Source organism: uncultured Parasphingorhabdus sp., from assembly GCF_963677535.2.
GTDB lineage: Bacteria > Pseudomonadota > Alphaproteobacteria > Sphingomonadales > Sphingomonadaceae > Parasphingorhabdus.
Window position 1 is genome coordinate 645,409 of sequence record NZ_CAXXUT010000001.1, and the last position, 16,259, is coordinate 661,667.

Annotated in this window: 12 protein-coding genes; 10 read left to right on the forward strand and 2 right to left on the reverse strand. The window is 57.7% G+C overall.

Going from position 1 to position 16,259, the window contains the following annotated elements; all coding sequences use genetic code 11:
• The first annotated feature begins 42 nt into the window (after positions 1 to 42).
• The 10 genes from ACHZCJ_RS03120 to ACHZCJ_RS03165 all read left to right on the forward strand — a co-directional run bounded on the left by ACHZCJ_RS03120 (position 43) and on the right by ACHZCJ_RS03165 (position 12,176).
• Positions 43 to 828, forward strand: coding sequence for a glucose 1-dehydrogenase (locus ACHZCJ_RS03120; protein ID WP_321323810.1), 786 nt, complete (start codon positions 43 to 45; stop codon positions 826 to 828).
• Positions 825 to 1,808 (forward strand): thiamine pyrophosphate-dependent dehydrogenase E1 component subunit alpha, encoded by a 984-nt coding sequence (locus ACHZCJ_RS03125; RefSeq protein WP_321323812.1) that lies wholly within the window; start codon positions 825 to 827, stop codon positions 1,806 to 1,808. Before ACHZCJ_RS03120 ends, ACHZCJ_RS03125 begins: the two co-directional genes overlap by 4 nt.
• The gene (locus ACHZCJ_RS03130; protein ID WP_321323814.1) at positions 1,795 to 2,844 is read left to right on the forward strand and encodes an alpha-ketoacid dehydrogenase subunit beta; all 1,050 of its coding nucleotides are present in this window, start codon (positions 1,795 to 1,797) and stop codon (positions 2,842 to 2,844) included. Before ACHZCJ_RS03125 ends, ACHZCJ_RS03130 begins: the two co-directional genes overlap by 14 nt.
• On the forward strand, positions 2,841 to 3,071 hold the full coding sequence (locus ACHZCJ_RS03135; RefSeq protein ID WP_159642521.1) for a biotin/lipoyl-containing protein: 231 nt from the start codon (positions 2,841 to 2,843) through the stop codon (positions 3,069 to 3,071). Before ACHZCJ_RS03130 ends, ACHZCJ_RS03135 begins: the two co-directional genes overlap by 4 nt.
• Positions 3,071 to 3,751 (forward strand): hypothetical protein, encoded by a 681-nt coding sequence (locus tag ACHZCJ_RS03140; protein WP_321323817.1) that lies wholly within the window; start codon positions 3,071 to 3,073, stop codon positions 3,749 to 3,751. Before ACHZCJ_RS03135 ends, ACHZCJ_RS03140 begins: the two co-directional genes overlap by 1 nt.
• A gap of 175 nt (positions 3,752 to 3,926) precedes the next feature.
• Complete coding sequence (locus ACHZCJ_RS03145; RefSeq protein ID WP_321323819.1) at positions 3,927 to 5,126, forward strand: efflux RND transporter periplasmic adaptor subunit; 1,200 nt, start codon at positions 3,927 to 3,929, stop codon at positions 5,124 to 5,126.
• Between the two features lie 44 nt (positions 5,127 to 5,170).
• The gene (locus tag ACHZCJ_RS03150; protein WP_321323821.1) at positions 5,171 to 8,395 is read left to right on the forward strand and encodes a multidrug efflux RND transporter permease subunit; all 3,225 of its coding nucleotides are present in this window, start codon (positions 5,171 to 5,173) and stop codon (positions 8,393 to 8,395) included.
• A complete protein-coding gene (locus ACHZCJ_RS03155; protein WP_321323823.1) occupies positions 8,392 to 9,801 on the forward strand; it encodes an efflux transporter outer membrane subunit in 1,410 nt (469 codons plus the stop codon). The genes ACHZCJ_RS03150 and ACHZCJ_RS03155 overlap by 4 nt, the downstream gene beginning before the upstream one ends.
• 224 nt (positions 9,802 to 10,025) lie before the next feature.
• Positions 10,026 to 11,198 (forward strand): thiolase family protein, encoded by a 1,173-nt coding sequence (locus tag ACHZCJ_RS03160; RefSeq protein WP_321323825.1) that lies wholly within the window; start codon positions 10,026 to 10,028, stop codon positions 11,196 to 11,198.
• A 48-nt stretch (positions 11,199 to 11,246) separates the two neighbouring features.
• Positions 11,247 to 12,176, forward strand: coding sequence for an acyl-CoA thioesterase II (locus ACHZCJ_RS03165; protein WP_321323827.1), 930 nt, complete (start codon positions 11,247 to 11,249; stop codon positions 12,174 to 12,176).
• 3 nt (positions 12,177 to 12,179) lie between these two features.
• Here ACHZCJ_RS03165 and ACHZCJ_RS03170 read toward each other — a convergent pair whose 3' ends face one another.
• Together ACHZCJ_RS03170 and ACHZCJ_RS03175 are read right to left on the reverse strand one after the other, a co-directional pair.
• The gene (locus ACHZCJ_RS03170; RefSeq protein WP_394700020.1) at positions 12,180 to 13,922 is read right to left on the reverse strand and encodes a class I adenylate-forming enzyme family protein; all 1,743 of its coding nucleotides are present in this window, start codon (positions 13,920 to 13,922) and stop codon (positions 12,180 to 12,182) included.
• Between the two features lie 30 nt (positions 13,923 to 13,952).
• Entirely contained in the window at positions 13,953 to 15,989 is a 2,037-nt protein-coding gene (locus ACHZCJ_RS03175) for a 3-hydroxyacyl-CoA dehydrogenase NAD-binding domain-containing protein (protein ID WP_321323829.1), read from the reverse strand.
• Between the last annotated feature and the right edge of the window lie 270 nt (positions 15,990 to 16,259).

A 16,259-nucleotide genomic window follows, 5' to 3' on the forward strand; every position in this document is an offset into this window, starting at 1 on the left:
CTCTCCTATTTCCGAAACACAGAAAATAAAGAGGATGGGATTATGGCAGCACGACTGCAAAACAAGGTCGCGTGTATAACCGGGGCAGCGCAAGGCATTGGAGCCGGGATCGCAGAAGCCATGGCGAAGGAAGGCGCGCAAATCATCATCGGCGACGTCAATGACGATGGTGCCCAGTCGCTCGCCAAACAAATTGGAGCCAATGCTGTTCATCTGGATGTATCATCGCAAGAGGATTGGCAGGCATTGCAAGATCATGTCGAAGAGCAATTCGGGCGGCTTGATATCCTGGTCAACAATGCCGGTCTGGAGCTGGTCAAGCCGATGCAGGACCATAGTCTGGCAGAGTGGCGCAAGGTCATGGCGGTCAATGTCGATGGTCTTTTTCTGGGCTGCAAGACGTTCGAGGCGTTGCTCCGCGAATCCGGAAAGCCGGGTTCCCCTGCCTCGGTAATCAATATTTCCTCGATTGCGGGCCTGGTCGGCTATCCCGACCAACTGGCCTACAACACATCCAAAGGCGCTGTACGGCACATGTCGAAAAGCCTGGCGATCGAATGGGCGGCGCATGGTGATGCGATCCGGTGCAATTCCATCCATCCTGGCTGCATCCGCACGCCGATGCTCGAAATGGCGGTGGACGGATGGGTTGAAAACGGCTCGGTACCCGCCGATGATCCGTGGAGCGCGGTCGCAGCGCTATGCCCGTTGAACACGGTTGGCCTGCCGGAGGATATTGCCATGGGCGCGATATATCTCGGTTCTGACGAGTCCCGCTTTGTCACCGGAATCGAGCTGGTGATCGACGGCGGGTGGGTTGCCCGATGAGCAGCAACCACAGCAAGCGCCTCTGGATGTATGCGCAGATGGTCAAGAGCCGCCATTTCGAGGATATGATCAAACCGGCCTATTTTGAAGGCAAGACGCCCGTCTTCAATATGGCGAAAGGCCCGCTGCCCGGCGAGATGCATCTCTCGGATGGCCAAGAGCCCTGCGCCGTCGGCGTATGCGCACATTTGCGCGCTGACGACACCGTCACAGCCACCCACCGGCCTCACCATATCGCAATCGCCAAGGGCGTCGATCTAAACGCCATGGCGGCAGAGATTTTCGGCAAGAAGGACGGGTTGGCCGGCGGACGTGGCGGTCATATGCATTTATTCGATCCAGCGGTGAATTTTTCCTGCTCTGGAATTATCGCCCAAGGGATGGGCCCGGCAGTCGGCGCAGCGATGGCGGCGAAGATGCAGGGTAGCGATGCCGTTGCGGTTGCCTTTTTGGGAGAAGGCGCTGCCAATCAGGGCGCTTTTCACGAAAGTCTGAATTTGGCCTCGGTATGGCAAGCGCCGGTGGTCTTCGTCATCGAGGACAATAGCTATGGCATTTCCGTTCCCAAAACCGCCTGCACCGCAGTTGCCAGCAATGTCGAACGTGCGGCGGGCTATGCCATGCCGGGCCATCATGTCAGAAACAATGATCCGGACGGCGTCTATGAAGCCGCGGGTATCGCGATCGACCGGGCGAGGTCCGGCTCGGGGCCCAGCCTGATCGAGATAGAAACGAGCCGGCTGGAAGGTCATTTCATGGGCGATCCGGAAGGCTATCGACCCAAGGACGAGGTCAAGCGATTGCAGGAGCGCGATCCGATCCCAGCCTATCGGGCCCGATTGGTCACGGAAGGATTTGACGAAATGGAACTTGATCGCGCTGAACGCGAAGCCCGCGAACGCGTCGACCAGGCCTTTTCGTTTGCCCGTGGCAATGAGTATCCCGAACCGAAGGAGGCCTTTGACCATGTCTTTGCCTGATGCAACTGTAGAGAAACCGGCTTCCGAACGCCGGCTGACCATCGCCAAGGCGATGAGCGAGGCAATCGGCCAGGAGATGGAACGCGATCGCACCGTACTGGTGATGGGCGAGGATATCGGCAAGATGGGCGGCGTGTTCGGCACCACAACCGGACTATTCGAAAAATTCGGTAAAGATCGCGTCCGAGACACGCCGATTTCCGAAACCGCTTTCATTGGCGCGGCCGTTGGTATGGCCGCTTCGGGGATGCGTCCGGTGGTTGAGTTGATGTTCGTCGACTTTTTCGGCGTCTGCATGGACGCGATCTACAATCTGGCCGCCAAGCAAAGTTATTTTTCCGGCGGCAAAGTCTCCTGTCCGATGGTGCTGATGACCTCGGTTGGCGGCGGCTATGGCGATGCTGGCCAGCACAGCCAGTGCCTCTACGCCACATTCGGCCATCTTCCCGGCATGAAGGTGGTGATCCCGTCCAATGCGCATGATGCCAAGGGCTTGATGCTCTCGGCCATCCGCGACGACAATCCGGTCATTTTCATGTTTCACAAGGCGTTGCAAGGCATGGGATGGCTCGGCACCGTAGCCGGTTCGATCAATGATACACCGGAGCGCGAATATTGCGTGCCGATCGGCAAGGCCTCAGTCGTTCGCGAAGGAAGCGATATCACCATTGTCGGACTCGGGGCCACTGTACACCAGGCACTCGCCGCCGCGAAAAAACTCGATGGCACCGGCATCGACGCAGAAATTCTGGATTTGCGCACGATCGCGCCGCTTGACCGGAAAACAATCCTTGCCTCGGTTGCCAAAACCGGCCGGCTGCTGGTGGTCGATGACGATTATCTGAGTTTCGGGATCGGATCTGAAATCATTGCGACGGTCTGCGAAGCGCTTCCCGCGCCGCTAAAATGTCCACCGCAACGGATGGCCCACCCCGACATTCCGATCCCATTCACCCCGGTGATGGAACATTTTCTTCTGCCCGATGCCGGAAAGATCGAGAGCAGGGTTATCGCCATGATGGGAGAGAAAACATGACTGATATATTGGTTCCCCATGGGCAGTGGGAAGCGGATCAGGACGCCGCCCTCGCCACTTGGCTGTACGGTGATGGCGAAACCGTGCAGGAAGGAGTGACGGTCGCCGAAATCATGGTGGAGAAAACCAGCTTCGAAATCCCCGCTCCGGCCAGCGGTACGCTTTCCATAGCGGTTGAGGAGGATGCAATCGTGGCCCCTGGACAGGTGCTTGGCTCGATCCGATAATGGCGGCTACAACGGAGCGGGCCCTTGTCCGTCATCTGGCCCGCGCGATTTCGCCGGAGACGGAAATTGAAATCTGTTCGGGACAGCAGGCGATCGACCGCGACGATGCACTTATCGAGAAAGTTGCGGCCTTTCCGCCCGGAGCTTCATGCATCAGGATCTGGGAGAACCATAATTGTCTGGTAACAACCCGCCGCATCGCCAGACGGGCCGCTTTTGCAGAAGCTGTCGCCGCGAGCGTTCAATCAGGCTGGCCCGTTTATGTCCGCTCTTCAGGGGGATCGACCGTTATCCATCGCCCGGGAATTTTGAACATCTCGCTCGCCAAAGCGGCAGGCGCCGACACCGTGCAGCCCGAAACCAGCTATGACGCCTTGCTCCTCATGTTGCGAGACGGCTTGCAAAAACTGGGTATCGAACCTTCGATCGGGGCTATCAAGGGCGCCTATTGCGACGGCACATATAATCTCTGCCTGAATGGCAGAAAAATCGCGGGAACCGCATCGCGCATCGTCCGCCGGAAACAGCAGACCGTCTATCTCTGCCACGCATCCATAGCAGTATACGGCTCGCCAGACCGGGACATCTCCCTGATCAGCACATTCGAGCAAAATATGGGCCTGGACCACATATATGTGCCATCAAGCCACACCACCTTGATCGAACTGGCGGGTTTCTGACAGGAACAAGGCTGGCGGCACCCCCGATGCCCAGGGAAAAAAAAGGCATAAAATTGATTCTGAAAATCAAAGATTTATGCTGCAGCGCACAAAGAGTGTTGCGATTGCGGTCTTTTCTTCCTATTTCCCCCGATCAACTTATTGGCGCTCCCCCTCGACCAACAGGACAATCGACATGATGAAAAAAACGCTGGCTGGGCTTTTGCTTCTCGGTCTCACGGCTTGTTCCGGTGAACCGGAAGCTCCTGTTCAGCAACCCGTACCGGTCGAAATATATACTGTCAGCGAATCCGAGATACCCAATATCGTGGAACTGCCGGGACGGGTCGAGGCGATACGTGTCGCCGATGTCCGGGCTCGGGTGACCGGCATTGTGCAGCGGCGCCTATATGAAGAGGGTAGCCATGTGCGGGCGGGACAGCCCCTGTTCGCCATCGATCCGTCGGAACTGCGTGCCAGCACAGCCCAAGTGCGGGCAAGCCTCCAACGGGAAATGGCCACAGCCGCCAATGCGAAGGCCGTGGTGGATCGTTATCGCTCACTGGTCGAGGAGCAGGCTATCAGCCGTCAGGAATATGATGCCGCGGTCGCTGCGTCCCGCGAAGCCCAGGCCAGCGTTGCACAGATCAAGGCCGAGCTTGATGCGGCCAATTTGCAACTCGGCTACACCACTGTCCGTGCGCCTATCGCCGGTCGCTCGCGCAGCGCCGAAGTGACGGAAGGCGCCCTGGTCAGCGCTTCCGAAGCCACGTTGCTGACCCAGATTGAACAAGCTGGTCGCGTATATGTCACGTTCGCGCAATCATCTTCGCGCATTATGGACGTCAGGCGAGGCATTGCTGACGGTACCATTATACTGGACGAGAACGATAGATCCGAAGTCCAGTTGGTTTTCGAGGACGGCACAGAATATCCGATACCCGGGGAGATCGACTTTCTTGATTTTTCCGTCAACGAAACGACCGGCACGGTCAACCTGCGCGCTGAATTTGCCAATCCTACCGGTCTTTTGCTGCCAGGTGAGTTCGTGCGCGCGCGCATATTCGTGGGGACGAGGAAAGGCGGCTTTATAATTCCGCAGAAAGCAGTAACCGTGAGCGAGACGGGTGGCGTCGTCATGGTTATCGACGACGAGGGGAAGGCAGCGGAACGAGCCGTCGAACTCGGCGCGATGACCGGATCGATGTGGATCATCGAGTCTGGTCTGAAAGCGGGCGACAAGGTCATCACCAGCAACCTGCAGAAAATACAGTCCGGCATCCCTGTCACGCCTAAAAAACCCGAAGTAAAGTCGAATGGCTCCGGCACCAAAGCGACGCCGAAGACTCCGGAAGCCTCACCCGCCGCAAAACCGAAAACGGAGGCGGCACAATGAGCGTGAACAACCAATTTCCCGTCGCGCACAAGTCGGATTGAGCCGTGCCGAGATATTTCATTGACCGTCCCATATTTGCATGGGTCATCGCGCTGGGCATCCTGTTGTCGGGGTTCATCGCCCTGCGTCAATTGCCGATCGAACAATATCCCGAAGTCGCACCGCCATCACTGAGCATTTCTGTATCCTATCCCGGTGCAGACGCCGCGACGCTGGAGCAGAATGTCATCCAGCTGATCGAGCAGCAACTGAACGGCATTGATGGCTTCCTCTATATGTCGTCGTCGAGCGAGAGCAACGGCACCGGAACGATCACGCTGACGTTTGAAGCGGGTACCGATATCGATATCGCGCAAACCGATGTACAAAACAGCCTGAGCACAATCGAGGCCCGCCTGCCAAGCGATGTTACCGCTCAGGGTATACAGGTGCGGCAAGCCACAAGCGGATTTCTGCAGATTGTCGCACTAACTTCGAAAAGCGGAACTCTGGATTCAACCGATCTTGGCAATATTGCGTCGACCCAGATTGTCGACGAATTACGACGGGTGAACGGCGTGGGTGACGTGACTCTGCTGGGGTCCGAATATGCCATGCGGATCTGGCTGGATCCGGAACGGCTGGCCTCGTTCGGCCTGACGCCGTCGACGGTACTGGCGGCCATCCAGGAACAGAATAACCAGACCGCAGGCGGTTCGATTGGAGCACTTCCCGTGCTGCAGGACACACAGATCAACGCCACTATCACGACGCAAAGCCGGTTCACCACCACGAAACAGTTCGAAGAGATCATCCTGCGCGCAGAAACGAGCGGCGGCACAGTCACGCTGGGCGACGTGGCGCGGGTGGAAATCGGAGCGCAAAGCTATTCGACATCGACGACACTGAACGGCCAGCCGATGGCCGGGATGGCGATCCAGCTGGGCACCGGCGCAAACGCCCTTTCGGTTGCCGAAGGAGTGGAAGAACGGATGCAGGCGATAGGCGACAGCCTTCCTGCCGATGTCGAATGGGCGATTCCCTACGACACCACTCCATTCATCAATATCTCGATAGAGGAAGTCGTTACCACGCTGATCGAGGCGATGATTCTGGTCTTCCTCGTGATGTTTCTGTTCCTGCAAAGCTGGCGCGCCACGCTCATTCCGACATTGGTTGTGCCGATTGCACTAGCCGGCGCGTGCCTGGGATTGTGGGTGTTTGGATTTTCGATCAACGTTCTCACCCTGTTCGGCATGGTGCTGGCGATCGGCATATTGGTCGATGACGCGATTATCGTAATTGAAAATGTCGAGCGTATCATGCGCGAAGAGGGGCTCGGCCCTGTTGAGGCATCGCGCAAGGCAATGGACCAGATCACCGGCGCGGTCATCGGTATCACATTGGTACTGGTCGCCGTGTTCTTGCCGATGGCTTTCTTCCCCGGATCGACCGGCGGCATCTACCGTCAGTTTTCCGTAACGCTCGCGGTATCCATATTATTCTCCGCGCTGATGGCATTGACACTGACGCCGGCCTTGTGCGCGAGCCTGCTGAAGCCGATCAGAGCGAGCGGATCAGAAGGTCAAGTTGACCGGGAAGAAATCGGCGAGTCTTCCGCCACCGGCGCGACAGGGATATGGGCGAAGCTTCTGGCTTTCGTCTCCGACTGGCTTAACCGGTTCAATCTCTGGTTTGCCAAGCTTACAGAACGCTATGGTCGTGCGACCGACTCCATGCTGGGGCGGCCGATGCGCGGTCTCGCCATATTTCTGCTATTATGCCTGGTCAGTGGCTTCTTGTTCCTGCGCCTGCCGACCGCATTCCTGCCCACCGAGGATCAGGGATATCTGATTACCGTTATTCAATCGCCTTCAGGTGCCACCTTGGAACGGACTGAAGAAGCCGTGGAACCGGTTTCCGAGCATTGGATGAACAAGGAGGAGGTTGCCAATCTGGTCGTGGTGCGCGGCTTTAGTTTCTATGGCCAAGGGCAGAACAACGCGATGATGTTCTCTCCGCTGATCGACTGGAACGAACGCTCGGCGGACGAAAGCAAGGCGGATGCGCTGTTTGAAGAAGCCATGGGCCAGTTCGCGCAGAATGAAGATGCTATCATATTCGTGATACAACCTCCTGCCATCCAGTCATTGGGCAATGCCAGCGGCTTCAGCGTGAAAATCCAGGACCGTGCGGGCTTGGGCCGTGAGAAGCTGACCGAAGCGCGGGACCAGTTACTCGGCATATTGGCTCAAGGCGACATTGTCACGGGTGTCCGTGCGGAAGACCAGCAGGCCGCTCCGCAGCTCAAAGTCGACATCGACCGTGTCTTGGCGCGCTCGCTCGGCCTGTCGATCAGTGATGTTAACACCACATTGTCGATCAATTTCGGATCCGCATTTGCCAATGAGTTCATTCTCGACGGTCGCTCGCTGGAAGTCTACGTGCAGGCCGACGCACAATATCGCATGACGCCGGAAGACGTAATGGCCTTGCAGGTCCCCAATGATTTAGGCGAACTGGTGCCATTTTCGACTTTTGCGACCGCGAAATGGACGGCCGGCGCGCCCAGCCTTGCGCGCTACAACGGCTATCCCGCGATGACCGTTTCCGGATCTGCTGCAGCGGGCGTGTCATCCGGCGATGCGCTTGCAGCGGTAGAAGAGGCCATGACGCAAATGCCTGATGGAATCGGATTTGAATGGACCGGCATCAGCTATGAAGAAAAGCAGTCAGCCGGTCAGATCGGATTGTTGCTTGGTCTCTCGGTTCTGGTGGTCTTCCTGTTGCTCTCCGCTCTTTACGAAAGCTGGGCCGTACCCTTTGCGGTGCTCTTGATCATCCCCATCGGCATGCTGGGCGCGGTGCTATTTTCCATGATGCGGGGATTGTCGGCTGATATATATTTCAATGTCGGCCTGATCACCATCATCGGTCTGGCAGCGAAAAACGCCATTCTGATCGTCGAATTTGCAATTGAAGAAGAGGCCGAGGGAAAATCGATCGTCGATGCCGTCAAAAGCGCTGCCCGCCTGCGGCTGCGACCGATCATCATGACGTCATTAGCCTTCATTCTCGCTATGGTCCCGCTTGCCATTGCCACGGGTGCCGGGGCGAACAGCCGCATAGCGGTGGGCACCGGTGTGATGGGCGGGATGATCAGCGCAACCGCCATCGGCATTTTCATCATTCCTTTGCTGTATATGCTGGTACGGCAAAATCTGAGCCGAAAGGCGCCAATGGCTGCCGGCTCGCTCGAAGAAGAACAGGCAGAGGGAGACAAAGCATGACCGGCACGCCCCGCCTCACTCTGGCAGCCGTTTTTGTTTCGACCAGCATGCTCGGCGCTTGCGTCAATCTGGCGCCCGAAGACCGGCGCCCCGATCTGCCGACAGCGCAAGCCTTTGCCAGCGAATACCGCCCCGACGGCCTCGTGATTGCCTCGCAATTGGGCTGGAGCGAATATTTCAATGACCCGCAGCTCAAGCAGCTGCTCGCTGCGGCGATCGAAAACAACCGTGATCTTGTTGCAGCGACAGCGCGCATCGAACAGGCGCGCGCGCAATATCGAATCCAGGACAGTGCACGCCTGCCGCGGTTTGATGCCAGCGGCAGCGCCACCCGGACACGCACACCAGTGGATACGGATGGCAGCAGCGCGATTACATTTGACAGCTATAATATTGGTGTTGCCGTTACTTCTTTCGAGCTGGATTTCTGGGGCCGCGTTCGCAATTTGAGTGATGCCGCGCGTGCCAGCTATCTGGCCACGATCTCGGCGCAACGCGCTTTCTATCTGTCGCTGATCGGCGATGTTGCCTCGACTTATCTCGAACTTATCGAAACGAGAGAGCAGATTGCCTACGCCGAAGCGACGCTGCAAAGCCGGACCGAAGGGTTGCGGATCGCCAAATTGCGACTGGATGCCGGGATCACATCGGCGCTGGATTACCGGCAGGCCGAAGTTTTGCTGACGCAAGCGCAACAGACACTGGGTGCGCAACGCCTGTCGCAGGCGCAATCCCGTAACCAGCTGGCGGTACTGGTCGGCAGCCAGCTTCCGGACGATCTGGACACTGCCCTCCCTCTCGAGCAACAGGAATTTGCAGGCCCCCTCGATGCTGGCCTTCCCTCCGACCTGTTGCTTGCCCGTCCCGACATCGTTGCGGCCGAGCAAAACCTCAGCAGCGCCCGCGCCAATGTCGGTGCGGCGCGTGCTGCATTTTTCCCGAGCATTTCCCTGACCGGTTCCGGCGGCCTGACGTCGGACAGCTTAGACAATCTTTTCGATGGGGATAATCTTGCCTGGAGTTTTGGACCATCAATCAGCTTGCCGATATTCGACTGGGGTGCCCGAGAGGCCGACCTCGGCCTGGCCCGCGCGCTCGAAACAGAAGCGGTCGCCAATTATGAAAAGACCGTCCAGACGGCCTTCCGCGAAGTATCGGATGCCCTCGCTGGGCGCCGCTGGCTCGGCGAGCAGGTGGTCACGGCAAAACGCACGGTTGCGGCCCAGGAAGAGACGGCGCGAATTGCCCGTTTGCGCTATCGCGAGGGCGTGGTTAACTATCTGGAAGTTCTCGACGCCGAGAGAAACCTGTTCAGCGCCCGGCAGAGCCTGCTGGAGTTGATCCGCACAAATGACCAAAATCATGTATCGCTGTTCATCGCGCTTGGTGGCGGCATAAAGCCCTGATAAGCTCGTCAGCCTGCCCTTTCAGGGCGCTTGTTACCCGGTCGGCGCGGTATCGAACCAAAGGGTCACCCTGCACAGCCGATGATGCATCTGGAACGACCTGCTGAAGGATTCTATACTGTAGCGCGGTGGACATTTTCAACGCGCCTCGTATAAATCCCGATCGCAACAGACCGCCATGTTCCAGAACAAACAATCGCGGCAAATCATCAGGAGAATCCATCATGCGTGAAGCAGTCGTCGTATCCTATGCTCGAACGGGTCTAGCCAAAGCCGCTCGTGGCGGTTTCAATATCACGCCTCCAATGACCATGGCGGCCCATGCTATCAAACATGCAGTGGCCAAATCGGGTGTTGAAGCGGATTATGTCGATGACTGCATATTTGGCAATGTCGCGCACGGGGCACCCAATATCGGACGCAACGCGGCGCTTCTGGCCGGCCTTCCCAAAACAACCGCAGGCGCGACGATCAACCGCTTTTGCTCGTCCGGTATGCAGGCGATTGCCATTGCCGCAAACCATATCCGCGGCGACGGCGCCGATTGCGTGGTTGCAGGCGGCGTCGAAAGCATTTCGATGCAGGGCCCGCGCGCGCCGGAAGGCACTATCGACGAGAAAATCCTGACGATCGCTCCCGCGATTTTCATGCCGATGATCGAAACCGCCGATATCGTCGCAGAGCGCTATAATATCAGCCGCGAATATCAGGACGAATATTCCCTGCAATCGCAGCAGCGCATAGCGAAAGCCCAGGAAGCCGGTCTTTTTGATGATGAGATCGTCCCGATGCAGACTAAAATGAAGCGGGTCGACAAGGAGAGCAAGGAAGAAACCGTCGTTGACTACACGGTCGACCGGGACGAGTGCAACCGCCCGACCACCACGTTGGAAGGTCTTGCCAGTCTCAAACCGATCATGGGCGAAGACAAATATATTACCGCGGGGAATGCCAGCCAGCTGTCCGACGGAGCGGCCGCTCTCGTGCTGATGGAAGCGAAGGAAGCGGAGCGTCGCGGGTTGAAACCGCTCGGGCGCTTTGTCTCCTGGGCGGTCGCCGGGTGCGAACCGGATGAAATGGGCATTGGCCCGGTATTTGCGGTTCCCAAACTGTTGGAGCGCCAGGGCCTGACGGTGAACGACATCGATATCTGGGAACTCAACGAGGCGTTCGCCAGCCAGTGCCTGTACAGCCGCGACCGGCTGGGTATTGATCCGGAAAAGTACAACGTCAACGGCGGCTCTATATCGATCGGCCATCCCTTCGGCATGACCGGCGCGCGCTGTGCCGGTCATCTGTTGCAGGAAGGCCGCAGGCGGGGTGCCAAATGGGGTGTTGTCACCATGTGCATCGGCGGTGGACAAGGCGGCGCCGGACTTTTCGAAATATATCCCTGAGCTAAAAGACCGTCGGACCATGATTGATTACAAGGAATAGTAACAGCTTTGCATAAATTAACAGACGAACAAGTCGCGCGGCGGCTAGCCACCGCTGAGGCCCATCGCAATTCGGTACCGGCAGATGAGCTGATCGCCGGATTGCTCCGCACTTTCACGCTCACTGCGGACGGGAATGACGAATTCATTTATCCGGCTTTGAGTTCCACCACGCGTGAGCGGATTTTCGGTGGCCAGGTGATTGCCCAGGCGATTGTCGCGGCAGACCGGACGGTCGATGACGAGAAAAATATCCATTCGCTCCACTCCTATTTCCTGCGGGCCGGCGACGAAACCAAGCCGCTGCATTTTCGTGTGCACCGCGACTTTGACGGACGCAGCATTTCCAATCGCCGGGTTGTTGTCCGTCAAAATGACAAAGTGATATTCAATCTGACCGCTTCCTTCCAGAAACCGGCGGAAGGGCTACATCATCAGGTAGATATGCCCGATGTCTTGCCGCCGGCGGACTGTATGACCGCGATGGAGCAAATTGCCCGGAACCCTGTGGTTTCGGACGATCATATCGAGCGGATGAGTATGCCAAGACCCTTTGAAATCCGCAGCTTTGAACCCGAAGGCAAAACAAGCCACGCACATCAATATCAATGGTTCAGGACGATCGCTCCCCTTCCCGATGACCCGCTGATCCACAAGGCAACCCTGGCCTTCGCCTCTGACATGGGACTGCTGTCGACATCCATGATACCGCATGGCCTGCACTGGACGACGCCCGGACTATTCTCGACCAGCCTTGATCATGCCATGTGGTTCCATGACGATTTCAGAATGGACCAGTGGGTTTGCTACGTCATGGACAGCGACTGGACCGGCAATACGCGCGGCCTCAACCGCGGCTCTCTATACCGGCAAGACGGCACGCTGATTGCTTCGGCTGTTCAGGAAGGCCTTATGCGCCTGACGCCGCCGAACGTTTGAGCCTCAGAACAGCGCCTTCAGGTCCTTCTTCAGGATTTTTCCGTTGGCGTTGCGCGGCAGGCTTTCGGTCCGGAAGAGCACTTTTACCGGCACGTTGAATGCGGCCAGCCTTTCCCGGACCCATTGCTGAATTTCCGTCTCGCTGGCGGTCTTTCCCGGAGCCAGCTGCACGATAGCCGCCGGTTCTTCGCCCAGTGTCTTGTGGTCGATACCGACGAGGGCGGCATCCATGACCGCCGGATGATCATAGAGAATATTTTCCACCTCGGACGAATAGATATTTTCGCCGCCCCGAATGATCATGTCTTTTGCGCGGTCGACAATATGGCAGAATCCTTCATCGTCCAGTCGCGCCAGATCGCCGGTGCGCACCCAGCCATTGACGAAGGTTTCCGCGGTTGCTTCCGGACGGTTCCAATAGCCTTTGACCACCATCGGGCCTCGGGCCCAGAGTTCGCCGACTTCGCCGACCGGCATTTCCTGATTGCCGTCATCGCTCATGATTTTCAGGTCGGCGACGGCCACTGGCGGGCCGCAACTGGTCGGACGATTGAGATAATCCTCGGCCGTATGCGTCGTCACCGTCGCCATGGTTTCGGTCATGCCCCAGCCATTGCCGGGCAGCGCGCCAAACACTTCGTAAATCTTCCGGGCAAGCTCAGGCGCCGAGGGCGCGCCGCCATAGGCGATGGAATCGATGGAGCTCAGATCATATTGGTCGCGATCCGGATGTTCGATAAGCTGCCACGCGATGAACGGGACCCCTCCGGTTGAATTGACCTTTTCCTTCTCGATGATTTCCATCGCCCGGACGGTATCCCATTTGTGCAGAAAGACCATTTTATGGCCGCCGTGAACGGTCGGCATCATGATCGCCGAACAGGCAGTGCAATGGAACATCGGAACCACGGTCAGACCGACGCGCACCGTCAGCTCGGGAAGTTGGTCGCCGCGTCGCAAGGCTGCCGCCGCGCCGGAATAGCCGACCGAGACGGCATTGGTGGTGAGGTTGCGGTGCGAACCCAGCGCGCCTTTGGGCTGTCCGGTCGTGCCACTGGTGTAGAAAATTGTCGCCGGATCATCGGGCGCAATATCAACCGTCGGCAGCTTCTGATCCGGTAGATCGGCGTAGGCATTGGGTCGACCGATAATATCTTCCAGCGCGCGCGCCGGGCTTGCCAAAGCGGCCTGTCCGCGTGCCACGATGATATGTTTCAGATCGGGCAAGTCCGCCATATGCGGCGCGATCCGGTCCCATCGCTCGGCGTCGCAAAGCAGCACGCTGGTCTGCGAATTGGTCAGTCCGAAAACCAGTTCCTGATCGGTCCACCACGCGTTTAGCGGGACAACAATTGCGCCAATCGACGCTGCGGCAAAGAAGATCACCGGCCATTCGGGCAAATTCCGCATTGCCAGAGAAACCCGGTCGCCCTTGGACACGCCGATATTGTGAAGCTCCGACGCCAGAGCGGCAACGGCGCGATACCAGGCCTCATAGGTTACGCGCTCATCTGCATAGATCAGAAATTCGCTGTCACCATGGCTGCGGGCATGGTCCGCCAGGGCGGCCAGCGTGGGATGGGCATTTTTCCAGACGCGGGTCGGCACCCCGTCTATATCTACCATCTCCATTTCAAACGGTTGACCGGGTGCGCACAATATGGCTTCCACATCCTTGCGCGATCGTACGGGCCATCCAGCGGGCGGTGTCCACTTTTCCAGCGGATATCGTGCTTCAACTGACAAATTTTTCTCTCCTGATCGATAAGCGTGGGCCTATCCGTTGAACGTGCCTCCTGCATCGGCTTTTTCCTTCAGCAGTTTTGCGACCGGCAATCCGTGTTTTTCCAGACCGGCCACGATTTCGCCGAGCCCGATCGTATCGGCCCAGAACATCGGTCCTCCGGTATATAGCGGCCAGCCATAGCCGTTGATCCAGACGACATCGATATCGCTCGCCCGCTGCGCCATGCCTTCTTCGAGGATTTTCGCGCCTTCATTGACCATCGGATAGAGCAGTCGCTCCCGGATCTCGTCTTTCGAAATTTCACGCTGTTCCTTGCCGGCCTTGGCGGCGAATTCGGCGATGATCTTCCTGACTTCATCAGAGGGCGTGCGTTGCCTCGCCTCATCATAATCGTAAAATCCCTTGCCGACCTTCTGGCCCCAGCGACCGGTTGCGCATAAGGCATCCCGCAAGGTTTCGATGCGATCCGGATCGCGATGCCAGCCGATATCGACACCGGCCAGATCAGACATCTGGAACGGGCCCATCGGAAAACCGAAATCGAGCAAGACATCGTCGACGTCCCAGTAATTGGCCCCTTCCATGATCATTGCATTGGCCTGCTCCTGGCGGGGGCTGAGCATCCGGTTGCCGATAAATCCGGGACAGACGCCGGAAACCGCAGCAACCTTGCCAATCTTCTTAGACAGTTTCATTGCCGTCATCAGCACATTGTCGGCCGTTTTCTCGCCGCGCACGATTTCGAGCAATTTCATCACATTGGCGGGCGAGAAAAAGTGCAGGCCGAGCACATATTCCGGTCGCTTCGTGACCGCAGCAATTTCGTCAATATTCAGATAGCTGGTGTTGCTGGCCAGTATTGCGCCCTGTTTCACAATGCCGTCGAGCTTGGTGAATACGTCTTTTTTAACATCCATATTTTCGAACACCGCTTCGATCACCAGATCGCAGTCAGCCAGATCATCATAAGACAGGCTGGGCGTCAAAATGCTCATGGCATCTTCGACTTGCTGCTGGGTCATACGACCGCGCTTGGCCGTATTCTCGTAATTTTTGCGGATCACGCCAACGCCGCGGTCGAGCGATTCTTCTTTCAGTTCGACAATAGTCACCGGGATGCCCGCGGACAGAAAATTCATGGCAATACCACCGCCCATGGTCCCGGCCCCCAGAATGCCGACCTTCATGATCGGGATAAGATCGATATTGGGGTCGATACCGTCAATCTTATTGGCGGCGCGTTCGGCAAAGAAATAGTGCCGCATGGCTGCCGACTGGGTCCCGGTCATCAGCTTGGTGAAAAGCTCGCGCTCCTTGGCGACGCCTTCGACATAGGAATGTTCCCCGGCAGCCTTCACCGCCTGAATAGCGGCTTCCGGCGCGTCAAATCCGCGAATTTTGCGACCGTTTTTCTGCCGGAACTCATCAAAGATAGCGGGGTTTCTCACGCCATCCTGATTGGCCGTGCCTTCGGAAGAGCGTGGCGGCTCCTTGCCAATCTGTTCGCGGGCGAAGGCAATGGCGTCATCGGCCAAGCTGTCTTCGCCAACCAGCTTGTCAACCAAACCGATAGCGTGCGCCTTTTGCGCCGAAATCGGATTGCCAATAACCACCAGTGGCAAGGCCGCTTCGGCCCCAACAACTCGCGGCAGGCGCTGGGTCCCGGCCGCACCTGGAATCAGGCCCAATTTCACCTCCGGCAGCCCCATTTTTGCCGAAGGAACCGCCACCCGGTAATGACAGGCGAGAGCCACTTCACAGCCCCCGCCCAAAGCGGTGCCGTGGATCGCCGCGACCACCGGCTTGCTGCTCGCTTCAAGCCGGTCAATCGCCTGCCCCAGATCGGGCCCCTTCATCGGTTTGCCAAATTCTGAAATGTCGGCGCCGGCAAAAAAAGTCCGTCCGTCGCAGCGGATAACCACAGCCTCGACTTCGTCATCGGACAAGGCTTGATCGATACCGTCGCACAATCCTTGGCGAACGACCGATCCCAGCGCGTTAACTGGAGGGTTGTCCGACACGATGACTAGGACATTGTCATGCTTTTGCGTTGTCACGACAGACATTCTTCTCTCCTCTATATTTATAGTTGGATGCAGAACAGATGCGGTGCGCCGTGTCAATTGGGATGGCCAACGCGAGAACAGACGGACAGTCCGCCCGGTGAACCGTTCGGCCGCCAACTTCGGTAAATCAGGGGTCAGACTTATGCGCACCGATCAATATCCATCGCCCGCCGGTCGGGCCCACCGGATTGATCCTTGTGTAGGGTCCGTACACACGGCCACAAGTCGATAATTCAACGTCGTCGTTGAACCGAATAGGGCTGATCCGGG